The organism is Rhizobium sp. BR 249 (genome assembly GCF_047445895.1).
Lineage (GTDB): Bacteria > Pseudomonadota > Alphaproteobacteria > Rhizobiales > Rhizobiaceae > Rhizobium.
The window spans coordinates 32,965-55,123 of the sequence record NZ_JARWKX010000028.1; the positions used below are offsets into that span (position 1 = coordinate 32,965).

Here is a 22,159-nt window from a genome sequence, read left to right on the forward strand (position 1 = left end):
GGAAATCGCAGTATTCACCCTGCCCAATAGCAGGCAAATAGCGCCAAAAGCGTGAACATACAATAAAATAGCTATTATTTATAGCTTATATTGGCAACGCCCACAACCGAACCCGCAACTCTACAAAGAACCGGCTGCCGTCAACCACGCTCAGATCGTCTTCAGCATGCCGCCGTCGACGAAATAGGTCGAGCCGATGCAGTAGCTCGCACGCTCCGAACTCAGGAAGACGAAGACGTTTGCCAGTTCCTCCGGCGTGCCGAAGCGTTTGGAAGCGGCGTGTTCGTTGGCGACGCTCTGCAGGTAGCCTTCCCAGTTGCCGCCGCTTTCGGCCGTCAGCTGCTTGGCGGTCTTGATCCAGTCGGGCGTCAGGATCAGCCCGGCATTGACGCAGTTGACGCGGATATTGTCCTGGATGAGTTCGGTCGAGAGCGTCTTCGAAAACATCATCAGCGCCGATTTGCTGACATTGTAGATCGGTTCGTACCACAGCGGCTGGACGGCGCAGATCGAGGCATTGTGCAGGATCACCCCGCCGCCGCGTTTCTTCATCTGCGGCGCGATGCCGCGCGCAAGCCTGACGGCGGCCATCACATGCAGGTCCCAATAGGCCTGCCACTTCTCGTCCGGCGCCTCCATGACGGTCTCGTTCGATCCGGTGCCGGCGTTGTTGATGAGGATATCGGCGCCGCCCTTTTCGGCAGCCGCCGCAATGATCGCCTCGGTTCCCGCAGCCGTCGCAACGTCGGCAACGACGGCGGTGGCGCTGACGCCGAATTTCTCGGCAATGCGGGCGGCCTCCGCTTCCAGCCGTTCGCCACCGCGGGCCGCCAGCACGAGGTCCGCACCCTCAGCCGCCAGCCCCTCGGCGATCGCCAGCCCGATGCCGACAGACGCGCCCGTTATGACGGCGATCTTTCCCTTCAATCCCAGATCCATGTCTTCCTCCCGAAGCGGCCAGCGACCCCGACCATATAGGACGAGTGTTCCGCCAATGAATCCGGGCGTCAAGCACCCAAACGCCTCTTGCGGCAGGCTCCGTTCTGTCGCAGCCTGCATCCGCACCGGGAGGAATTTTCATGCGACGTTATTCAGCCTGCATCGAATGGCTGTTTGCCGAAGGTGGCGACAGCTTTCCCGACCGCATCCGCCGCGCCCATGCCGGCGGCCTGACGGCGGTCGAATTCTGGCGCTGGACCGACAAGGATCTGGACGCGATCGAGGTGGCGCTGAAGGAAACCGGTGTCGTCGTCACCAGCCTCGTCGCCGAGCCGATGATCGCGCTGACCGATGCCGCCAACCAGCAGGCTTGGCTGAAGGGCCTTGCCGAATCCGTCACTGTTGCCAAGCGTCTCGGCGCGCCGGTGTTGATTGCCCAGGCCGGCGACGATCTCCCCGGCCGCAGCCGTGAAGAACAGCGCAAGGCGCTCACCGAAACACTGAAAGCGGGCGCCGATATCCTGAAAGGCAGCGGCGTGCGGCTCGGCGTCGAGCCGCTCAACATCCGCATCGACCATGTCGGCTATTTCCTCGATTCGACCCGCGAAGGCCTCGACATCGTCGACGACGTCGCCCACCCCGAGATCGGCATCGTCTACGACATCTACCATTCCGCCGTGATGGGCGAACGCACCGAAGCCGTGCTGGACGGCCGTCTCGACCGTGTTTTCCACGTCCATGTCGCCGATCATCCCGGCCGCAACGAGCCGGGCTCCGGCGGCATCGACCTCGCCCATCGCCTCAACTGGATCTTCGCCAACGGCTATGACGGCGCCGTCGGCCTGGAATACCGGCCGACCACATCCGGCGCGGACGCGGTCAGTGCCGCGATTGCCTCGCTCGGCGGCTAGGCTGGACCGGCTTCCGCGAAGGCTTCGAGCTCCGGGTCGAATTCGACCTCGACGACATTGTTGAAAACGGCGGTCGCCAGCATGATGCCGGCAAAGGCAACGAGATCGACGAGCGCCTTGGTCTCGTAGCGCTCTTTCAGCTCCGCCCAGAGATCGGCCGGAACGGCGTTGGAATCGGCGACAACAGCCCTGCCGAAGGCGGCGAGCAGCGCTTCCGCCCGGGAAAGCTCCAGTGCGTCGGGATTAAAACCCTTGTTGATCAGGGCACGGCGAAAGAAGGTGATGGCGATCTTCGATTTCGCCGCCTTCGAGATCGCAAGCGAGAAGATCCAGATCTCCCGGTCGCTGATGACCGGATCCAGCTCGGCCCGCAGCGTGAACCATTCGGCGTAGATGCGATGGGCGACCGGCGAATGCAGCAGCGTCCGCTTCATGTTGGTCATGCGCCCGCGCAGCCTGATTTCCTCGTCATGCGCGGCCCGAACCTCTGGCGAAGCGGTATCGTAATCGATCTGCGGGAGATGGCTCATTGGCTCCTCCTTCTGATGCCTGAGGTAAATCCGCTTGGCCATCGTGCGGCTCCCGCCTAGATTGATCAAATCCAAGCTGGAGGCAAGGCATGAGCGGCGACCACGAGCATTCTCACATCGACTGGCGCGAACATGGCGTCAAGGTCATTCCCGGCAATTCGCTCGATCCGAACACCGCACAGACACCGGGCATGAACCGCGCCACCGCGATCAACCATGCGCGCGCCGGCGCCGAGAAGATCTGGGCCGGCACGGTGACGATCCATGCCAATGCCAAGACCGGCGCCCACCATCACGGCGATCTCGAAAGCATCATCTACGTCGTCAAGGGCAAGGCCCGCATGCGCTGGGGCGAGCATCTGGAATATACGGCCGAGGCCGGCCCCGGCGATTTCATCTACGTCCCGCCTTATGTGCCGCACCAGGAGATCAATGCCAGCCGCGACGAGACGCTGGAATGCGTGCTCGTCCGCTCAGGCCAGGAACCGGTCGTCGTCAACCTGGATATCGAACCGGTCGAGAAACCGGAAGACGTCCCCTGGATCGATCCCATCCACCGCTGACGCCGCTCAGGCGTGAACGGCGCCGGCGCTGTTCATGGCGGGGTTCTCGATGATCCGGCCGGTGTCGGCGGCATAGAGGTGGATCGCATTGTGATCGATCGCGATGCCGATCGGATCACCCGATTTCACCGTCACCGCCTCGGTCAGCGCCACGGCAAAGGGCAGCCCGTCGAAATCGGCGTGAACGACGCGGCTTGCGCCGAGCTCTTCGATGAAATCGGCCGTTGCCACCAATGCGCCGGGCGCATCCGGCGCGACCAGCCGGGCAGCCTCGGCGCGCATGCCGAGCACGACGCGTTTGCCCTTCAGCGGTGCGGCGCGTTCGCGCGGGAGCGCAATTTTGCGGCTCTGGTCGTAGACGAAGACGCCTTCATCGTTGATCGTGCCTTCGAGCAGGTTCATCGCCGGCGTGCCGACGAAACCGGCGACGAAGCGCGAGACCGGATGATGATAGACCTCTTCCGGCGTGCCGACCTGCTCCACCCTGCCGCCGTTCATCACCACCAGCCGGTCGGCCAGCGTCATCGCCTCGGTCTGGTCGTGCGTGACGAAGATCGAGGTGGCGCCGAGGCGCCGGTGGAGGCGGCGGATTTCGGCGCGCATGGCGATGCGCAGCTTGGCATCGAGGTTCGACAGCGGCTCGTCGAAGAGGAACACCTTCGGCTCGCGGATCATCGCGCGCCCCATGGCGACGCGCTGACGCTGGCCGCCGGAAAGAACGGCGGGGCGGCGGTCGAGGAAAGGTTCGAGGCTGAGCGCCTTGGCGACTTCGGCGATGCGCCGATTGCGCTCCGCCTTCGCGACGCCCGCGACCTTCAAGGCGTAGCCGATATTCTCGGCGACCGTCATATGCGGATAGAGCGCGTAGTTCTGGAACACCATGGCGCAGCCGCGCTCGCGCGGCTCCAGCTTGTTGACGACGCGGCCATCTATGGCGATTTCGCCGCCGCTGATTTCCTCCAGGCCGGCGATCATGCGCAGCAGCGTGGACTTGCCGCAGCCGGAGGGGCCGAGGATGACGATGAATTCGCCGGACTGGATCTCCAGATCGACGCCATGAACGACGGGATGTTTGCCGTAGCTCTTCTTCACATCACGGATTGAGATGGGTGCCACAGGACTGTTCCTTCACTTCTCGGTGGAGATGAGGCCACGCACGAACCAGCGCTGCATCAGGATGACGAGCACCAGCGGCGGCGACATGATGATAAGTGTGCCTGCCATGGCGACGTTCCAGTCGGGCAGGCCGAATTCGGACGGGATGAGGGTCTTGAGCTGCGTCACCGCAATGCCGAAATTCGGATCGGTGGTGACGAGCAGCGGCCAGAGATACTGGTTCCAGGCCCAGACGAACATGATGGTGAAGAGCGCGATCATGTTGGAGCGCGACAGCGGCAGCAATATATCGATGAAGAAGCGGACGGCGCCGGCGCCGTCCATCTTCGTGGCCTCGGCGAGCTCGTCGGGAACGGTCAGGTAGAACTGGCGGTAGAGGAAAGTGCCGGTCGCGGTGGCGACGAGCGGCGCCACGAGGCCGGTATAGGAATTCAGCAGGCCCCATTCGAGCTTGATCTGGATGCCGGACACCCAGGCGACGAGCGCGGTAATTCCCGTGATATCGAGGATCGTCTGGAACGGCGCCAGCGCATTGGCAGCAATCGAATAGGTCGGCACGATGCGGACTTCGAGCGGCAGCATCAGCGTGATGAAGATGATCCAGAAGATCAGATACCGGCCGCGGAAACGGAAATAGACGATCGAGAAGGCCGCCATCGCGGAAAGGATGACCTTGCCGGCGGCGACCGACGTGGCGAAGATGATGCTGTGAAGCAGCTTGTTGCCGAGATCGGCGCGCACCCAGGCTTCATGCGCGTTTTCCCAGAAATGCGAGCTCGGCATCAGCGGCAACGGCACGCGATTGACCGTCTCCAGATCGAGCGTCGATGCGATGATGACGATGGCGAAAGGCAGAAGCGCGATCACCATACCGAGCGCCAGGAGCGTGTAGCAGACGAAATTGAATATCGGCGTGCGTTCGATCATGTCCGCGACCTCACTTGTAATGCACGCGCCGCTCGATGAAGCGGAACTGGAAAATGGTGAGAAGGACGACGAGCGCCATGAGGATGATCGACTGGGCGGCGGCGCCGGAATAATCGAGCCCCCTGAAGCCGTCGAAATAGATCTTGTAGACCATGAGTTCCGTCGCGCGGGCCGGGCCGCCCTGCGTCATGACGTCGACGATACCGAAAGAATCCTGGAAGCTTTCGGTGATGTTGATGACGAGCAGGAAAAACAAGGTCGGCGTCAAGAGCGGCAGTTGGAGGTCCCACATGCGGCGCAACGGCCCCGATCCATCCATGGCGGCCGCTTCGATCAGCGAGCGGGGGATGCCCTGGAGAGCGGAGAGGAAGAAGATGAAGTTATAGCCGATATATTTCCAGGAAAAGGCGACGATGACGGCGATCATCGCGTCCTTGCCGTCGAGCGCCGGGTTCCAGAGGCCCGGCCAGACCTGATTGATGACGGAGAGAAGGCCGGCCTCCGGCGCCAGGATGAAGCGGAAGGCGAGACCGAGAGCGGGAGCGGCGATCGCGTAAGGCCAGATGAAGACCGACCGGTAGATTTTGTGGCCGCGCAGTTCACGATCCGTCAAAAGCGCCAGGATGAGCGCCAGCCCCATGGCAATGATCGTCGAGCTGAAGCCGAAGACCATGCTGCGGGTAATCGATTCCCAATAGATCGGGTCGCTGAGCAGCAGTTTGAAATTGTCGAAGCCGACCCAGGCGTTGCCGCCGCCCCATGGCTGCTCGAGCGTGAAAGCCCAATAGAGCGCCTGCGCGCTCGGCCAATAGAAGAAGACGAAGATCAGCAACAGCATCGGGAATGCGAAGAGCAGTCCGATCGTCGTCGAGGAGAAAGTGACGCGCTTTTCCATGGGTGGTCGTTTTCGCCCAGATTTGCTTTAGGCGCGGGCAACAGCTTTGCATCCGCGACCGATGAGAGAGCTTACAAAGACACACCCGGCGCGCGCAAGGCGGCCGGGTGCGGCTGATATCGGACGATCAGGGAAGCTGAACGTTCTTGTAGGTCTGCTGGAAGCGGCGCAGGAGCTGGTTGCCGCGATCGGCAGCCGAGTCGAGCGAAGCCTGGACGTCGGCATTGTTGACGAAGATCGCCTGCAGGCCGTTGGCGATCTCGGTGCGGACCTGCAGCAGGCCGCCGAGACGAATGCCCTTGGCGGCAGCGTCGCCGGCCGGGGAAATGGTCAGGCTCTGAATGGCGAGTTCACGGCCGGCATAGGGAGCCTTGTCGTAGAAGCCCTGCTTCTTCAGATATTCGAAGCCGGAGTTACGGACCGGGATATAGCCGGTAACGGTCGACCAGGTGAGAGCTTCTTCCGGCTTTGCGATGAAGTTGAAGAAGGCAGCAGCGGCCTTGTATTCGGCGTCGGAATGGCCCTGCAGAACCCAGAGCGAAGCGCCGCCGACATAAGAGCTGTGACGGGTTGCGTCACCGTAGGTCGGGAGCATGGCAACGCCCCAGTTCATGCCTTGCTTGGCGGTGCGGCCGATATTGCCGTGGTCGCCGACCGAGGTCAGGATGACCTGGCAGTCGCCGGCGGCGAACGCTTCGACGAAGGTCTGGCCGACGGCCTTGTTCTTGATGACGGCGAGCTTGTTGTCGTACCAGGACTTGAGGTCCTTGATGTAGCTGACGAGAAGCGGGTTCTTGTTGAATACCAGCTCGGCGTCGAGGCCTTCGAAACCGTTCTTCTTCGTGGCGATCGGTTCGCCGTTTACGGCTTCGAACTGCTCGACGTACTGCCAGATTTCGTTGCTGGAAATGTCGAAGGCGAGCGGGCATGCATAGCCGGCGTCCTTCAGAGCCTTGAAGTCTTCACCCGCTTCCTTCCAGGTCGCCGGAGCATGATCCTTGCCGATCTTGGCGAAAGCATCCTTGTTCCAGTAGAGCAGAGCGGTCGAGGAGTTGAAGGGGAAGGAATACATCTCGCCCTTCGACGTGGCGTAGTAGCCTGATATACCCGAGAAGTAGTCGTTCCAGTCGACGGTGTAGCCCATGTCGGCCATCAGCTTGTTGGCCGGGTAGTAGGCGCCGGAGAGCATGATGTCGAGCGTGCCGGCGTCGGAAACCTGCGCGATGGTCGGCTGCTTGCCGGCGCGGAAGGCGGCAATCGTGTTCTGCAGGGAAGCGTCATAGCTGCCCTGGCTGGTGCAGACGACTTCGTAATCGGCCTGCGACTGGTTGAAGCGATCGCACTGTTCCTGGACACGCTTTGCGATGTCACCGGAATTGCCGAACCAGAAGTCAATCTTGGTCTTTTCGGCGGCGGCAGCGGGGCCAGCAAGAAACGCTGTAGCGAGAAGGGCGCCGACGGCGCCGAGAAGCTTGGCTTGCATGAGAACCTCGAACGTAAAAGGGACGCGCAGTTTTAGCGCACGCCCATTTAGCTCGTTCAAATTGCCCCTGCCAATGAATATTACATGACATGAAATGTTCGAATTCTAGTTGTCACAAAAACGACATACAATCGTTATTCGCAAATACGGAAAAAATATTTAGAGAATATTTGCAAAGGCTCTAAATATATTGAAAAATCTATGCATTTATATTCGAATAACCGTCATTTTCGGGAATGTGCAATATTTAATTATATTACAGGGAAACACCTCTATTCGCGCAGCCCGCGACAAGGAAACTTGCAAAAACATTCGGATTTTTGCCTTTGCACTGCTGTGCAACGTCCGGTTTCAGCCCAAAATCAGAGGGAATCCTTCAAAATGGCCGCAAACCGCGGATCGAATGCACGGCTGATCGGCCCGGCGGCCGCTCCGAGCGCCACCGACCAGGGATCGGCCATGCCGGGCTGCAGGCGCGGCAGCGTCCGGCCGCGCCTTTCGGCGATCGAGGGCAGCAGCGGGCCGATCGCCGCAATCAACCTCTTCACCAGGGCTTCCGGCGCACTGCCGCAGAGGATCACCGTCTGCGGATCGAAGACCGTTTCGATGAGATGGATACTCCAGCGCAGATCCGCCGCCGCCGCCCCGATCCAGGCCTCGATTCTCGGATCGCCGCTGGAAGCGAGGTCGTTGATACGCGCATGGAGATCGGGATCGGCCGGATCGGCCGACAGGTGCTGGTAGAGCGAGGCGAGCGAAGCGCGGTGTTCGAGCGGCGTCGTTTTACCGTCGGCAAAGAGCAGCGCCATGCCGATCTCGCCGGCATTGCCGTTAGCGCCGCGATAGAGCTCGCCGTGCAGGATGAGGCCGGCGCCGATGCCGTAGCCGACGAAAAGGCAGACGGCATGGTCGAGGCCGTGGGCGGCTCCGACCATGCGCTCGGCGGTCGCCGCCGCCGCGGCATCATTCTGCAGGCCGACATCGAGCCCGGTGCCGGCGCTCAGCGTTTCCAGCAGCGGAAATTTCTGCCAGGCCTCCATCATCCAGGGATCGTCGCCGCTGCCGTCCACACCGAAAGGACCAGGCATCGCGGCGCCGAGGCCGACCAGACGTTTTTCCGACTGCTGGACGATCCCGGCAAGCCTGGAACGCACGCCGGCGACGAGATCGAGAATGACCTTGGCTCCCGTCGACGGACCTCCTCTGGGCAGACCGGCTTCCGCGCGCACGAGAACGCTGCCGACGAGATCGACGGCGACCGCCCGCGTCACATGCCGGTCGATCTGCAGGCCGATCGCGAAAGCCCCTTCGGGCACCAGGCCATAGGGTGTCGAGGGCTGGCCCCTGCCCTTGCGCACCGCCTCCTGCGAACTGACGAGGCCGTCGCGCTCGAGCTCCTCGATGATATTCGACACCGTCTGCTTGGTGAGCCGCGTCGCCCGCGCCAGATCGGCGCGCGAGAGCGCACCGTTGATCCTCAGGGCATCGATCATCACGCGCCTGTTATGGGCGCTGGTGCCTTCGTGGTTGGTGCCGCTCTTGGCCCGGATCGGCCTGACGTCATTCATGTGCAATTGCCTCTTGACTCCAATAGAATGTTGGCGAAGTAATAAGTCAAGACATTTGACTTATTAAGGGACCGGAGAGTTCCAGGGAACGCGGGAAGCCGTACAGGGCCTCCAGCGACGCTCCGAGATGACAAGCCGGCACGTTTTTTTTTCACGCGTGCCTTCTCGAAAACCGATGGCGGCAAAACCGCCCTCGGCCATGCGTAAATTTCAAAAACTGGAGGCTGCAATGCAGAAATCTTTTAACAAGACGCTTTTGGGTGCGGCCTTGATCGGCGCATCCTTTGCCCCGCATGCTTTCGCCGAAACGACGCTGAACGCGCTCTTCATGGCGCAGGCCGCCTACAGCGAGGCCGACGTGCGCGCCATGACCGACGCCTTCGCCAAGGCGAACCCCGATATCAAGGTCAATCTCGAATTCGTTCCCTATGAAGGCCTGCACGACAAGACGGTGCTGGCGCAGGGTTCCGGCGGCGGTTACGACGTCGTCCTCTTCGACGTCATCTGGCCGGCCGAATACGCCACCAACAAGGTGCTGGTCGACGTCTCCTCCCGCATCACCGACGAGATGAAGAAGGGCGTGCTGCCGGGCGCCTGGACCACAGTGCAGTATGACGGCAAATATTACGGCATGCCGTGGATCCTCGACACCAAATACCTGTTCTACAACAAGGAGATCCTGGAGAAGGCCGGCATCAAGGCCCCGCCGAAGACCTGGGACGAGCTGGCCGAACAGGCAAAGACGATCAAGGACAAGGGCCTGCTCGCCACCCCGATCGCCTGGAGCTGGTCGCAGGCCGAAGCCGCCGTCTGCGACTACACCACGCTCGTCAGCGCCTATGGCGGCGATTTCCTGAAGGACGGCAAGCCCGCCTTCCAGGCCGGCGGCGGCCTCGACGCGCTGAAATACATGGTCGCGAGCTACGCATCCGGCCTGACCAACCCGAACTCCAAGGAGTTCCTGGAAGAAGACGTCCGCAAGGTCTTCCAGAACGGCGATGCGGCCTTCGCGCTGAACTGGACCTACATGTACAACATGGCCAACGACCCGAAGGACAGCAAGGTCGCGGGCAAGGTCGGCGTCGTGCCGGCGCCTGGGGTGGCCGGCAAGAGCGAGGCTTCGGCCGTCAACGGCTCGATGGGCCTCGGCATCACCTCGGCAAGCCAGCATCCCGACGAGGCCTGGAAGTACATTACCTTCATGACCTCGCAGGCCACGCAGAACGCCTATGCCAAGCTCAGCCTGCCGATCTGGGCATCCTCCTATGAGGACCCCACTGTCACCAAGGGCCAGGAAGAGCTGATCTCCGCCGCCAAGGTCGGCCTCGCCGCCATGTATCCGCGCCCGACGACGCCGAAATATCAGGAGTTGTCGACCGCGCTGCAGCAGGCGATCCAGGAATCCCTGCTCGGCCAGTCCTCTCCCGAGGACGCGCTGAAGTCGGCCGCCGAAAACAGCGGGCTCTGAGCCCGGCATGGAACCCCGGGCGGCGCCCTTCGTCGCCCGGCCTCCTCTCTTGTGAATGAAAAGGGTCGCCTCGATGTCGGGCACTTGGCTGACAACCCGCGCGTGGCTTTTGATGCTGCCGCTTCTCGTGGTCATGATCTCGGTGATCGGCTGGCCTCTGGTCGATACCGTCGGCCTCTCCTTCACCGATGCCAAGCTCGTCGGGACCGAGGGCAGCTTCGTCGGCATCGACAATTACGTGAAGATGCTCTCCGGCTCGAATTTCCAGCGCACGCTCATCACCACCGCATGGTTCGCGATCGTCTCGGTCGCCGCCGAAATGGTGATCGGCGTCCTGGCCGCCCTGCTGCTGAACCAGCAATTTCGCGGCCGCACCGCGCTGCGCGCCTTGATGATCCTGCCCTGGGCGCTGCCGACCGTCGTCAACGCCACGCTCTGGCGGCTGATCTACAATCCGGAATACGGCGCGCTGAACGCCGCGCTGACCCAGCTCGGCCTGCTCGACGCCTATCGTTCCTGGCTCGGCGAACCGGGCACGGCGCTCGCCGCTCTCATCGTCGCCGACTGCTGGAAGAATTTTCCCTTAGTGGCGCTGATCGCGCTCGCCGCACTCCAGGCCGTGCCGCGCGACATCACCGCCGCCTCGCTCGTCGACGGCGCCGGTCCTTTTGCCCGCTTCCGTTTCGTCATCCTGCCCTATCTCGCCGGTCCGCTGATGGTGGCGCTGGTGCTGCGCACGATCGAAGCCTTCAAGGTGTTCGACATCATCTGGGTCATGACCCGTGGCGGGCCGGCGAACAGCACCCGCACGCTCTCGATCCTGGTCTATCAGGAAGCCTTCTCCTTCCAGCGCGCGGGCTCGGGCGCATCGCTCGCCCTGATCGTCACGCTGCTGGTGACGCTGCTCGCCGCCGGCTACGCCGCGCTCGTGCGCAAGACCGCCGGGAGTGCCGCCTGATGGAACGCCGGAGCCCGCTCTTCTCAGCCTTCATACACCTCTCGGCGCTGCTGCTTGCCGCCGTCATCCTGGCGCCGATCCTGTGGCTCTTCGTCATGAGCATTGCGCCGGCCGCAGATCTTGCCGCCAAGCCGCTGCGCTGGTGGCCTCAGGCCGTCGATTTCTCGCGATACCAAATGCTGCTGTCGACACTCGAAAACAGCGCCGGCGCCGCCTTCACCTCGTCGCTGCGCAACAGCATCGAGGTGGCCGGCATGGCGACGATCGCCGCCATCGCGCTCGCCATTCCGGCCGGCTGGGCCGTGTCGCGCACGCCTTCCGTCGGCTGGTCGCTGTCGATGGTGATCGCCACCTACATGCTGCCGCCGGTGGCGCTTGCCGTACCCCTCTATATGGGCCTCTCCCATCTCGGCATGCTGAACAACGTCTTCGGCCTCGCCCTCGTCTATTTGACGATCCTGGCGCCCTTCACCACCTGGCTGATGAAATCAGGCTTCGATTCCATCCCGCGCGAGATCGAGTCCGCCGCGATGATCGACGGCGCCAGCCTGTTCCAGACGCTCCGGATCATCACGCTGCCGCTCGCCGCCCCGGTGGTCGCGACCTCGAGCCTCTTCGCATTCCTGCTTGCCTGGGATGAATTCTTCTATGCGCTGCTCTTCACCTCGGACCAGCGCGCCAAGACGCTGACCGTCGCCATTGCCGATCTCGCCGGCGGCCGCGTTTCCGATTACGGATTGATCGCCACGGCAGGCGTGCTCGCCGCCCTGCCCCCAGTGCTGATCGGTCTCGTCATGCAACGCGCCCTGATTTCGGGGCTCACCAGCGGCGGCGTCAAGGGATGAACATGACAACAGAAAGAACCCGGCCCGCCGGGCTTGCGGCGATCGATAGCGAAATGGCCCGCCAGCACGCCGATGCGATCGCCTCCTACAAAACGGCCGGGCCGATGGCGGCGAGAGCCGCCGCCTCGCTTGAGAAAACCGGCCGCCTGCTTCTGCTCGGCATGGGCGGTTCGCATGCCGTCAACCGCGCCGTCGAGCCGCTCTATCGCGCGCTCGGCATCGATGCCGTCGCCCTGCCGCTCTCCGAACAGCTCGGCCAGCCGCTGCCGGTCGCCGGCAGGACGATCTTCGTCACCTCGCAATCCGGCGAAAGCGCCGAAGTCCTGCGCTGGTTCAACGAGACCGGCGGCACGGAGGAAACCTTCGGCCTCACCCTCGAAGCCGGTTCTTTCCTCGCAAGAACCGCCCCCTCGCTGGTCGGCAGCGGCGGCACCGAACTCGCCTTTGCCGCCACCCGCAGCCTGACGGTGACCTTCGCCCTGCACCTGGCAATCCTTTCAGCCCTTGGCGAAGATCCCACGACCGCATTTGCCGCCCTCGGGGCTCCTGAAGAGCATGACATCACAGCCGCGCTCGCGGCACTCGAAAACGTCGCGACCGTCGTCACCTCGGGCCGCCGGCTGCAGGGTGTCGCCGAGGCTCTGGCGCTCGGATTGACGGAGCTGTCGCGCCGCCCCTGCTTTTCGCTCGAAGGCGGTCAGCTGCGCCATGGCCCGATGGAGATGCTCGGGCCTGAGATCGGCGTCGTGCTGTTTCGCGGCCAGGACGAGACGGCCGGCCTCGTTACCATCATGGCGAATTCCGCCGTTGAAACCGGCGCCCCGGTCGTCCTGTTCGATGCGTCCGGGCAGGAACCGGTCGCCGGCGCGGTGACGATCCGTTTCGCCCCGGCAACCGGCCTTGCCGCGATCTTCGCCATGCTGCCGGTCGCCCAGCGGCTGATGATCGCCTTTGCCGATGCCCGCGTCGAGAATGCCGGAACACCGGTCCGTTCAACCAAGATTACCCGGAGCGAATGAATGCGGCCGCTTGCAGTCATCGGAAACGTCAACGTCGACCTGATCCTCGGACCGGCTGCCCCCTGGCCGAAAGCCGGGACGGAGATCATCGTCGACCATGACGAACTCAGGGTCGGCGGCTCCGCCGGCAACAGCGCTCTCGCCTGGCAGGCGCTCGGCATCGAATTCGAGATCGCCGCCAATATCGGCAGCGACCAGTTCGGCCGCTGGCTCGCCGAAGCCTTCGGCCACCGCTCCGAGAATTGGCCGGTACGCCCCGAGAGAACGACGCTCTCCGTCGGCATCACCCATCCCGACGGCGAACGCACCTTTTTCACGACGACCGGCCATCTGCCGCGCTTCAGCCTCGCGGATGTCTTCGCCGTCCTCGACGGCGAAAGGCTCCGGGGCGGCTACGCGCTTCTCTGCGGCGCGTTTCTGACCGACGATCTGGCAAAGGAATATGACGCCTTCTTCGACTGGGCCGACAGCCATGGCATCACCGTCGCGCTCGACACCGGCTGGCCGCTCGACGGCTGGACGGACAAGAATTGTGCGGCGACACGCGCCTGGCTTTCGCGCAGCCGCATCGCGTTGCTGAACGAGGTCGAGACGACCACCCTTGCCGGCGTCGGCGACCCGATCGAGGCTGCCCGTGAAATCCGGTCGCATATGCCGGAAGGCGCAATCGTCGTCGTCAAACGCGGCCCGGACGGCGCCGTCGCGATCGGGCCGGACGGCGTCCCGGTGTCGGTGGCCGCACCCGTCGTCAAGGTCGTCGATACGATCGGCGCCGGCGATGTCTTCAACGCCGCCTTCCTCGCCGCGCTCGCGGACGGCAAGCCTCTGGCCGCCTGCCTCGCGTCAGGAACCGAGGTCGCCTCGCGCGCCATCTCCACTCTTCCCCGCAGCTACGGCGCCCCGTCATCGCTTCAGGAGCCCGTGCGATGAGCGCGCTCGATATCCAGAACATCCGCAAGACCTATGGCGAGGTCGAGACGCTGAAAGGCATCGACATCTCCTTGGAAAGCGGTGAATTCCTCGTGCTGCTCGGCTCGTCGGGCTGCGGCAAGTCCACGCTGCTCAACATCATTGCCGGCCTTGCGGAGGCGACCAGCGGCGATATCAGCATCGCAGGGCGTTCGGTACTCGGTGTGCATCCGAAGGACCGCGACATCGCCATGGTCTTTCAATCCTATGCGCTCTATCCCAATCTGACGGTGCACCGGAACATCGGCTTCGGCCTGGAAATGCGGAAAGTTCCGGCGCCCGAGCGCGACAAAGCGGTGCGCGATGCGGCCAAGCTCCTGCAGATCGAAAATCTCCTCGATCGTAAGCCGAGCCAGCTTTCCGGCGGCCAGCGCCAGCGCGTCGCGATCGGCCGCGCGCTGGTGCGCAAGCCGGAGGTGTTCCTCTTCGACGAGCCGCTCTCCAATCTCGACGCCAAGCTGCGTATGGAGATGCGCACCGAGATCAAGCGGCTGCACCAGATGCTGAAGACAACGGTGGTCTATGTTACCCATGACCAGATCGAGGCGATGACGCTTGCAAGCCGCATCGCCGTCATGCGCGACGGCCGCATCGAACAGCTCGGAACACCGGAGGAGATCTACAACCACCCGGCAACGCTCTATGTCGCCACCTTCGTCGGCGCGCCGCCGATGAACCTGTTGAAAGCAACGGTGCGTGACGGCCGGCTGATGCTTTCAGGCGCCGATGCCGGCCTGCCCCTGCCCGCCCGCTTCCGCGAAGCGGCCGGCAATGGCCGCGACCTGATCCTCGGCATCCGTCCGGAGGCGCTCCGCCTGGACGGCGCCGGCCCTTCGATCGAGGCCACCCTTGAGGTCGCGGAGCTGACCGGCCCGGAACTCGTCGTCACCGCCTTGACGGGAAACCAACGCCTGATGGCCTGCCTGCCGCCGCGCACGCCGATCCGTGACGGCGAGACACTCACCCTCTTCTTCGACGAGGAGGCGATGCACCTCTTCGATCCGCAAACCGGTCTCAGCTGCCTGCGCGAGCGATAGGACGAAACGGATCGCTCCTTCAATTCGCCGCGTCGGCGGGCTTCCGCTTGTAGACGTGGATATAATCGACGAGCAGGATGGAAGGGTTCGGCGTTTCGTCGATCGGCCAGCCCGAGCCGAGCGCCAGGTTCACCAGCGGATAGAACGGCATGTGGAACTCCTCCGGCGTATCGAAGCTCCAGAGATACTGGCGATCCAGATAGAAGGTCGTCTTGTCGGCCTGAATATCGACGCCGTAGGTATGATACTCGCCGTTCAAAATACCATCCTGGACGGTTTTCCAATAGCCGCCATTGGAATTCTCACCGCCGTGGGCCTGGCGCCAGATATGAAAGCCCATGGAGAATTCATAGGGCGCGCGTCCGTAATATTCTAGGACGTCGATCTCTGCGGTGTATTTCGACCGGTCGAGCCCGATGAGCCAGAAGGCCGGCCAGACACCCTTGCCCGGCGGCAGCTTCATCCGCGCTTCGAAATAACCGAACTGCTGCGAGAACCCTTCGCCCTTCGGGTTGACCGCCGAGAGCAGGCCCGAACGCCAGGTTCCGTCCTCTCCCTTGCTGGCTTCGATCTTCAGGATGCCCTGATCGGTGGTAAACGGGAAGCCGGGAGCCGGGTCTGTGAAGCGGGCGTCGCCGAAATCACCGTTCCAGGGCGTATGGGCGATCCAGCGGGAGCTTCTCTCTCCCCATGCCGAGACATCGAGGCTGTCGAAATTCTCCTCGAACGTCAGCTGATAGGCATTCATGTTGATCGGCTCCTGGGCCACGCTCGGCTGGCCGGGCAAAGCCGCCAGGCCAAGAACGGCGAGCAGACCCAAAGTCCTAGAAGATATCCCGTAACGCATTCCGTTTCTCCGAAACCGCCAAACCAAATCGCTGGGCTGCACCTGTCTCCATCATGAGGCGAGAACCCCGTTTCGCCGCGGCATCAGCCTTTGAACGACGATGGTCTCGATACCGTCGGGCCTTCCCAGGATCTGCCACAGCAGCAGGGCAAAGGCCCAGAAAGTCGCAGCCGCCGCCGCGCCGCAAACCGCCAGCCCGGCGATCAGATTGAAGCCGACAGGCATGGCGGCGAGCATCGGCTCCACCCAGAGCAGGAAAGCGATCATCGGCAAGCTCGCGGCCAGCGGCCGGCAGAAGGCGTTCAGCTGCGCGGCAAAACTCGCACCGATCAGCCTCCGTGTGATGACGAGCGACGCGGCATAGGCGACGAGCATGGCGATGATCCGGGCGCCGAGCGCACCCTCCACCTGGAAATAGGCGATGCCCAGGATAGTGACCGGCACCCTGACGGCGAACTCGGCAAACATCCTGAGAGCAAGCGAACGGGTATTATCCAGAACCATCGCCAATGCCGGCATGATGTTCGTGGGAAGGCCGAGCAGGCTGACGAGGCACAGCCATTGCAAGATCGGCGCGGCGGATGCCCATTTCTCGCCGACGAGGACGCGTACGGTCGGCTCGGCGAGCATGGCGAGCGCGATGAGAACGGGTGCTGCGACGAAGGTGATCGCATTCGTTGCCTTCAGATAGGCAACGACCAGATTGCGGCGGTCTTCGACGGTGGAGAATGCCGCCATCAGCGGGCGCAGCAACGGCCCGACGAAGGTCTGATACGGAATCCCGGCAATATTGTCGGCGACGCTGAAGGCGCCGAACGTCGACAGGCCGGTAAAACGCGGCAGCAGCAGCCGGTCCAGCTGCCAGTTGATGGAATTCAGCACCTGCGACACGGTGTTCCAGCTGATCATGTCCTGGAAATGTTTCCATTCCGAAAGGCTGAACGCCGGCCGCATCGGCGCAAAGACATAAGAGGTGATCATCGCCGCGGTCGGTCCCGCCACCGCGCCGGCGGCCAGCCCCCAATAACTGCCTGTCGTCACCGCCACACCGACGCCGAACAGCAATGTCGATCCCTTGGCGATGAGATCGAGCGCGAATTCGCGCTTGAAATCGAAACGCTGCATGAAGAGCACCATGCGCGGACTGATCATGCTGCGCATGGCAGGCGCGATCGAGAGAACGGCGACGAGGGCAAAGAGCCGGGAATCGCCGTAAATCACCGCCATCGGCCAGGAGATGAGGATCATCAGCAGGCTGATGGCCGCCCCTCGAAGCAGGCTGAGGGTGAAGGCGGTGGTAAACATCTCCTTGGAAGGCGACGGCTGACGCATCAGAGCCTGTGTTAACGGCAGATCCAGAATCGTTTCGACGATGACGAGAACAGAGGTTGCGATGGCGACAAGGCCGAAATCCGCGGGGCTCAAAAGCCTTGCCAGAATGAGCAGGCTGACGAAATCGAGCAGCCGCGCGAGGAATTTTCCACTGATCGTCCAGATGCTTGCCGTCGCCGTCCGCTGAGATACGCTTGACATGATCTGCTATATTCCTCGTCGGCGGATTGAGACGGTTGCGGTCGCGGCTCTCAGCCCGTCCGTCTCCCGAAGGCCTCGGCGGATCGGTCGCCATGGTTGGAAAGCCGTTGCTCGATGAGATTGCTCAGGCGATCGCGGAACACGGCGGAGGAGAATTTCAGCGCGTGCGCGCGGATCGCATGCGGATCGATATCGTCCTCGACCTCTTCGAACGCCGCCATCGTCTCCAGCAGGGCTTCCGTCGTCTGTTCGGCAAAACGGAAGCCGACCTTCGGCGAGGAAACGGTTTCCCTGGCGCCGCCGGCGTCGAAGGCCAGCACCGGACGCCCCGATGCCATGGCTTCCACCGGCAGAATGCCGAAATCCTCGGTGCCCGGAAACAACAGGGCGCGGCATCGCGACAGGTGATCGCGCAGCACGTTGAAGGGCTGATGGCCGAGAAACTCGACGGTCGGCCCGGCGATTGATTTCAGATAGGGCAGTTGTTCTCCCTCGCCGATCACGACCAGCTTCCGGCCGGCCTCGGTGCAGGCGCGCACGGCGATGTCAGGCCGTTTGTAGGTCGTCAGCTGCCCGGCATAGAGATAGAACTCGCCTTTCCCCTTGCCCACCGCAAAATCGTCGGTCGCAACGGGCGGATGGATGACGACGGAATCCCGGTCGTAGAAGCGGCGGATACGGCTGGCGACATAATCGGAATTGGCGACGAACGTATCCACCCGCGAGGCCGTCGTCACATCCCAGGCGCGCAGCATGGGCGCGGTGAGCGACATCAGGGCGCGGCCGATCCAGGGCAGGCCATGGCGATAGACATGGAACTGGTCCCAGATGTAGCGCATAGGCGAATGGCAGTAGCAGACATGCAGCGCGTCGGCGCGCGTGATGATGCCTTTGGCCGGCCCGGATTCGCTGGAGAGCACCAGATCGTAGTCCTGCAGATCGAACTGCTCGAGCGCGAAGGGCATCAGCGGCAGCATCTTGGTGTAATGCCGTTGCGCGCCGGGGATCTTCTGCAGGAAGGACGTGCGGATGTTGCGCGTCTTCAGGAAATCGCTGATGCGATCCCGGTTGCAGACGAGGGTGAAGATATCGGCCTGCGGAAACATGCGGCACAGCTCTTCCAGAACCTTCTCGCCGCCGCGCATCGAGACAAGCCAGTAATGCACGATGGCCACGCGAAGCTGCTTAGTATCGCTGGCGTTTCCGGCCTCCGTGACACGCCGTTTCGCCATGACGGGCGCATCGGCGAGAAACGCCCTCGCATCGGGAAGGGAGGTTGTTGCGTTGAGGGTCAACTGAATACTCCTTGTATCGCCGCACCGTCTGCCGGTTCGAAAACCGCATTCGTCGAAAGCAGGCTGTGATATTCGGCAAGAAGCGCGTCGCGCCATTCTTCGTGTGTCGAGGCGAGATCCGGCGACATCTGGAAAGCCCGCTCGCTCATGGCGCGGACCTCATGCTTCGGCATCTGGCTGAATTTCGTCAAAGTATCGGCAAAGGCGCTTTCGTCAGCCGTATCGCAGCCAAGCGCCATGCCGGCCCTTTCCATTTCCTCGGCGAGAAAAGCGCTGCGCGACATGATGACGGGCAGACCGCTCCTGGCTGCTTCGATCGCGACGAGGCCAAAGGGTTCGGGATAGCGCGACGGCATCAGCAACGCGCGCGCCTTGCGGATCGTCGGGCCGATCTCGGCATGCGACTGCCAGCCGACCGCCCTGACATGATCTCCCGCGGCCGCCACCAGCGGCATCAGCGGCCCGTCCCCGATCACGCAGAGCCGGACGCCGGCCCGGCGCGTGGCGACCACGGCATCCTCGATGCCCTTCTCCTCGTCCAGCCGTCCGATGAAGACGAACTCGTCGTTCTCCTCCGCCTCGATGCGCTTGATCGACAAGGGCGCGACCGGATTGCGGATCGTCGTCAGCCGTTCGGGCCGATAGCCGGCGCCGACGAGAAAGCCGGCCATCTTCTCGTGCAGCAAGATGATCCGGCCGAAATCGACCTGATCCCTCAGCCGCCGGAGGATGTTTGCGCCGCGGGCGGCCCGCCACAATTTATGCGAATAGCTCCGCTTGTCGCAGGCCGTCGCAATGCAGCCCGCGCCCAATGGGCGGCGAACGCAGGTCTGCTGAGACTGGTAGTCGAAGAAGGCGCCGTTCGGGCAGGCCGTGAAGAAATCATGCGCGTGAACGACGCATCGTCCGGCGACCGGCGTCAGCGCCTTGAACAGCGCGGGCGACAGGATCTGATGCCAGCCATGGATATGATAGACGGTATTCGCAGTATCCTTTGCGGCGATCCAGTCCGCGACCATGCGCACGGCCGCGTTGTTGTGAATGCCCGTCACGAAAGCCTTCGCCCGTTCGGCGCTGAGCAGGTCGCGGCTGTTCAGTCCCACCATCGAGACCCCGAGCTCTTCAAGCTCTGCATTGGCCGCGTCATCGCCGCAAATATAGGTCACCGGGATATCGAGGCCGCGAAACAGCTTCGCTGACAGCACCGCCAGCGCCGTCGCGCCGCCTCTGGCCGTCGAGTAGTCGTCGATGACGACCACGCGGTCGATCCTCGTCCTGACGGGACGAGGAAAGCGGCGGACATTGGTGGTGAATTGCGGCGCCTCGGGAAGCGATGGGCGCATCACTTCACCGACATCGCGCCATTGGCGCAAGCTTCCAGCGCTCTGCGGTTGAGAATGCGGATCTTGCCCTGCCCTCCGTCGATGATCTTGCTTTCCCGCAGGCGCCGCAGGCATTGGTTGACCTTCTCGCGGGAGGCCGGCAGGGTCGCGGCCAGGTCGTTTTGCGAGATGATCAATTCGTCTCCGCTGTTTGCCGCATCTTTCCCATAGACTGCGGCGAGCCGCAGCAGCGTGCTGGCGAGCCTCGCCTGCAGCGTCGACGCCGCATTTGCGATGATCCGCAGTTCGAGCTCCGAAATCCGCGCCAGCGCCCTGGAAAAGACCTTTTCACGGAAGCAGGGGTCGCTGGCATACATGTCGCGCAGCAGCCGCCCCTCGAAGAAGTGCAGCTCGCAATTGGAGCCGGCCCGATATTCGAGGGTCAGGGTCTGCCTGCGCAGCACCTCGAGCTCGCCGATCAGGCCCGCCTTCGGAATGATCTCGACGATGAATTCCCGGCCGTCGGGAAGCATCGTGCTCGCGCTGACCAACCCGGAATGCACGCGCGCGAAAGTATCGACGAGAACGCCGGACCCGGCGATGACTTCGCCGCGGCGAAAACGCCGCACGCTCGAGCGGCAGGAAAGAAATTCGTCGTCGAGGAAGATGCGGCTGTTGCGATGAATGCCCCCAGCGGCCGAAATCGCTCCCCTGCCGATGCCGACCCTACGATCGGATAGATGCGTCGCCCCGTCCATGCGCAAAACTCCCAGTACTCGGATAACCATAGGTAATGCTGCACTGCATCATTTATATTTTGTTAATATCGAAGTCAAATAACATCACCGAGAAATAACAAAAAGGTCAAGTCTACATTTAGTGACAAAAATGCAAATACATCACGAGGCCAAATCAAAATACCTTTACAAGTCGAAAAGTGATCATAATCCCAAATAGACATGCTCACTAAAAAGACTTGCTGATTTAAAATTAAGCAGAAATCTAAATCAGAGACACAGCTTAATCACCAGTGAGTAGGTTAGATCACCATTTTCAATGAAAAGAAGGCTTATATCGGAACAGTGAATTTCTCTTGGCCCGTTAGTAGCATAAAGAAATAATTAAGGATTATGACCTTGGTAACAGACAACCAGAGTGCGGCGCAGCAAAGTTTCGACGGTTCTTAACCGATGTTTTGGAGGCGGCCGATGGCCTGGGAAGCACATAGTTTCGAGGCATGGTCGCGTGTCGGGCAGTCCGCGGAAGACGGCGGCCTCCATGCGTCCCGGCCGCGTGCGGCTGGCAGATCGTCGAAGCGCGCCATAGATCTTTTCCTTGCGGTGGCTGCCTTGATCCTGCTTGCCCCGCTTCTGTTGCTCGTCGCAATCATCGTGAAACTGAGCGACCGCGGCCCCGTCTTCTATTCGCATACGCGCATAGGCGTCGGCGGAGCACCCTTCGGATGCCTCAAGTTTCGCACGATGAAGACCGATGCAAGCGCTCAGCTTGCCGAATTGCTGCAAAACAATCCGGCCGCGCGCAGCGAATGGGAAACGACACGCAAGCTGAAGGACGACCCGAGAATTACCGCCGTCGGCGATATCCTCCGGCGATCGAGCATCGACGAGCTTCCCCAACTGATCAACATCGTGCGCGGCGAGATGAGCCTCGTCGGGCCGCGGCCGGTCACCGCCGAGGAATTGCCCCGCTATGGCGAGCATGTGTGGGCCTACATGGCCGTCCGCCCGGGCCTGACCGGCCACTGGCAGACCAGCGGGCGCAACGACGTCAGCTACGAGCACCGGGTCTCCCTCGACGTCCACTATGTCAACAACTGGTCGCTCGTCCGGGACTTCGTCATCATCGCCAAGACCATTCCCGCTCTGTTTTCGCAGCGCGGCTCGTACTGAGCATTCAGGGGAGCGCCGATCATG

General features: G+C 62.6%; 21 protein-coding genes. 9 read left to right on the forward strand and 12 right to left on the reverse strand.

Annotated features, from left to right (window positions below):
- Positions 1 to 150 precede the first annotated feature (150 nt).
- Positions 151 to 939, reverse strand: a complete 789-nt coding sequence (locus QD408_RS22655) for an SDR family NAD(P)-dependent oxidoreductase (RefSeq protein WP_414140840.1) — start codon at positions 937 to 939, stop codon at positions 151 to 153.
- Between the two features lie 140 nt (positions 940 to 1,079).
- On the opposite strand from QD408_RS22655, the gene QD408_RS22660 reads away from it, so the two are divergent.
- Positions 1,080 to 1,850: a TIM barrel protein gene (locus QD408_RS22660; RefSeq protein ID WP_414140841.1), complete on the forward strand. Its 771-nt coding sequence runs from the start codon at positions 1,080 to 1,082 to the stop codon at positions 1,848 to 1,850.
- On the opposite strand, the gene QD408_RS22665 is transcribed toward QD408_RS22660, so the two are convergent.
- Positions 1,847 to 2,380: a hypothetical protein gene (locus tag QD408_RS22665; RefSeq protein ID WP_414140842.1), complete on the reverse strand. Its 534-nt coding sequence runs from the start codon at positions 2,378 to 2,380 to the stop codon at positions 1,847 to 1,849. The two genes, QD408_RS22660 and QD408_RS22665, sit on opposite strands and share 4 nt — an antisense overlap.
- An 89-nt stretch (positions 2,381 to 2,469) precedes the next feature.
- Here QD408_RS22665 and QD408_RS22670 point away from each other — a divergent pair, with 89 nt between their 5' ends.
- Positions 2,470 to 2,943: a cupin domain-containing protein gene (locus tag QD408_RS22670; RefSeq protein ID WP_414140843.1), complete on the forward strand. Its 474-nt coding sequence runs from the start codon at positions 2,470 to 2,472 to the stop codon at positions 2,941 to 2,943.
- 6 nt (positions 2,944 to 2,949) lie between these two features.
- On the opposite strand, the gene QD408_RS22675 is transcribed toward QD408_RS22670, so the two are convergent.
- From QD408_RS22675 to QD408_RS22695, 5 genes are all read right to left on the reverse strand, one after another.
- Positions 2,950 to 4,059: a sn-glycerol-3-phosphate import ATP-binding protein UgpC gene (locus QD408_RS22675; protein ID WP_414140844.1), complete on the reverse strand. Its 1,110-nt coding sequence runs from the start codon at positions 4,057 to 4,059 to the stop codon at positions 2,950 to 2,952.
- A gap of 12 nt (positions 4,060 to 4,071) precedes the next feature.
- Positions 4,072 to 4,986, reverse strand: a complete 915-nt coding sequence (locus QD408_RS22680) for an ABC transporter permease subunit (RefSeq protein ID WP_414140845.1) — start codon at positions 4,984 to 4,986, stop codon at positions 4,072 to 4,074.
- 10 nt (positions 4,987 to 4,996) lie between these two features.
- The gene (locus tag QD408_RS22685; protein WP_088684846.1) at positions 4,997 to 5,881 is read right to left on the reverse strand and encodes a carbohydrate ABC transporter permease; all 885 of its coding nucleotides are present in this window, start codon (positions 5,879 to 5,881) and stop codon (positions 4,997 to 4,999) included.
- Positions 5,882 to 6,008: 127 nt separating this feature from the next.
- On the reverse strand, positions 6,009 to 7,364 hold the full coding sequence (locus QD408_RS22690) for an extracellular solute-binding protein (protein WP_088684847.1): 1,356 nt from the start codon (positions 7,362 to 7,364) through the stop codon (positions 6,009 to 6,011).
- Between the two features lie 362 nt (positions 7,365 to 7,726).
- Positions 7,727 to 8,932, reverse strand: a complete 1,206-nt coding sequence (locus QD408_RS22695) for an ROK family transcriptional regulator (protein WP_414140846.1) — start codon at positions 8,930 to 8,932, stop codon at positions 7,727 to 7,729.
- Positions 8,933 to 9,161: 229 nt separating this feature from the next.
- Between QD408_RS22695 and QD408_RS22700 the strand changes: the two genes are divergently transcribed.
- From QD408_RS22700 to QD408_RS22725, 6 genes are all read left to right on the forward strand, one after another.
- The gene (locus tag QD408_RS22700) at positions 9,162 to 10,400 is read left to right on the forward strand and encodes an extracellular solute-binding protein (RefSeq protein WP_414140847.1); all 1,239 of its coding nucleotides are present in this window, start codon (positions 9,162 to 9,164) and stop codon (positions 10,398 to 10,400) included.
- Between the two features lie 73 nt (positions 10,401 to 10,473).
- Complete coding sequence (locus tag QD408_RS22705) at positions 10,474 to 11,358, forward strand: carbohydrate ABC transporter permease (RefSeq protein WP_414140848.1); 885 nt, start codon at positions 10,474 to 10,476, stop codon at positions 11,356 to 11,358.
- The gene (locus QD408_RS22710) at positions 11,358 to 12,203 is read left to right on the forward strand and encodes a carbohydrate ABC transporter permease (RefSeq protein ID WP_414140849.1); all 846 of its coding nucleotides are present in this window, start codon (positions 11,358 to 11,360) and stop codon (positions 12,201 to 12,203) included. The genes QD408_RS22705 and QD408_RS22710 overlap by 1 nt, the downstream gene beginning before the upstream one ends.
- Complete coding sequence (locus QD408_RS22715; RefSeq protein WP_414140850.1) at positions 12,200 to 13,222, forward strand: SIS domain-containing protein; 1,023 nt, start codon at positions 12,200 to 12,202, stop codon at positions 13,220 to 13,222. Before QD408_RS22710 ends, QD408_RS22715 begins: the two co-directional genes overlap by 4 nt.
- Positions 13,223 to 14,152: a PfkB family carbohydrate kinase gene (locus QD408_RS22720; protein WP_414140851.1), complete on the forward strand. Its 930-nt coding sequence runs from the start codon at positions 13,223 to 13,225 to the stop codon at positions 14,150 to 14,152.
- Positions 14,149 to 15,228: an ABC transporter ATP-binding protein gene (locus QD408_RS22725; protein ID WP_414140852.1), complete on the forward strand. Its 1,080-nt coding sequence runs from the start codon at positions 14,149 to 14,151 to the stop codon at positions 15,226 to 15,228. Before QD408_RS22720 ends, QD408_RS22725 begins: the two co-directional genes overlap by 4 nt.
- Before the next feature lie 19 nt (positions 15,229 to 15,247).
- Here the strand turns inward: QD408_RS22725 and QD408_RS22730 are convergent, their stop codons facing one another.
- Genes QD408_RS22730 through QD408_RS22750 form a run of 5 tightly spaced genes read right to left on the reverse strand, consistent with a single transcriptional unit; the run spans position 15,248 to position 20,983 of the window.
- Entirely contained in the window at positions 15,248 to 16,075 is an 828-nt protein-coding gene (locus QD408_RS22730) for a glycoside hydrolase family 16 protein (RefSeq protein ID WP_414140853.1), read from the reverse strand.
- Between the two features lie 51 nt (positions 16,076 to 16,126).
- Positions 16,127 to 17,608: a lipopolysaccharide biosynthesis protein gene (locus QD408_RS22735; RefSeq protein WP_414140854.1), complete on the reverse strand. Its 1,482-nt coding sequence runs from the start codon at positions 17,606 to 17,608 to the stop codon at positions 16,127 to 16,129.
- A 50-nt stretch (positions 17,609 to 17,658) separates the two neighbouring features.
- Complete coding sequence (locus QD408_RS22740) at positions 17,659 to 18,903, reverse strand: glycosyltransferase family 4 protein (RefSeq protein WP_414140855.1); 1,245 nt, start codon at positions 18,901 to 18,903, stop codon at positions 17,659 to 17,661.
- The gene (locus QD408_RS22745) at positions 18,900 to 20,246 is read right to left on the reverse strand and encodes a glycosyltransferase family 4 protein (RefSeq protein WP_414140856.1); all 1,347 of its coding nucleotides are present in this window, start codon (positions 20,244 to 20,246) and stop codon (positions 18,900 to 18,902) included. Before QD408_RS22745 ends, QD408_RS22740 begins: the two co-directional genes overlap by 4 nt.
- Positions 20,246 to 20,983, reverse strand: coding sequence for a Crp/Fnr family transcriptional regulator (locus tag QD408_RS22750; protein ID WP_088684858.1), 738 nt, complete (start codon positions 20,981 to 20,983; stop codon positions 20,246 to 20,248). Before QD408_RS22750 ends, QD408_RS22745 begins: the two co-directional genes overlap by 1 nt.
- A 450-nt stretch (positions 20,984 to 21,433) precedes the next feature.
- Here QD408_RS22750 and QD408_RS22755 point away from each other — a divergent pair, with 450 nt between their 5' ends.
- Positions 21,434 to 22,135: a sugar transferase gene (locus tag QD408_RS22755; protein ID WP_414140857.1), complete on the forward strand. Its 702-nt coding sequence runs from the start codon at positions 21,434 to 21,436 to the stop codon at positions 22,133 to 22,135.
- Positions 22,136 to 22,159 lie beyond the last annotated feature (24 nt).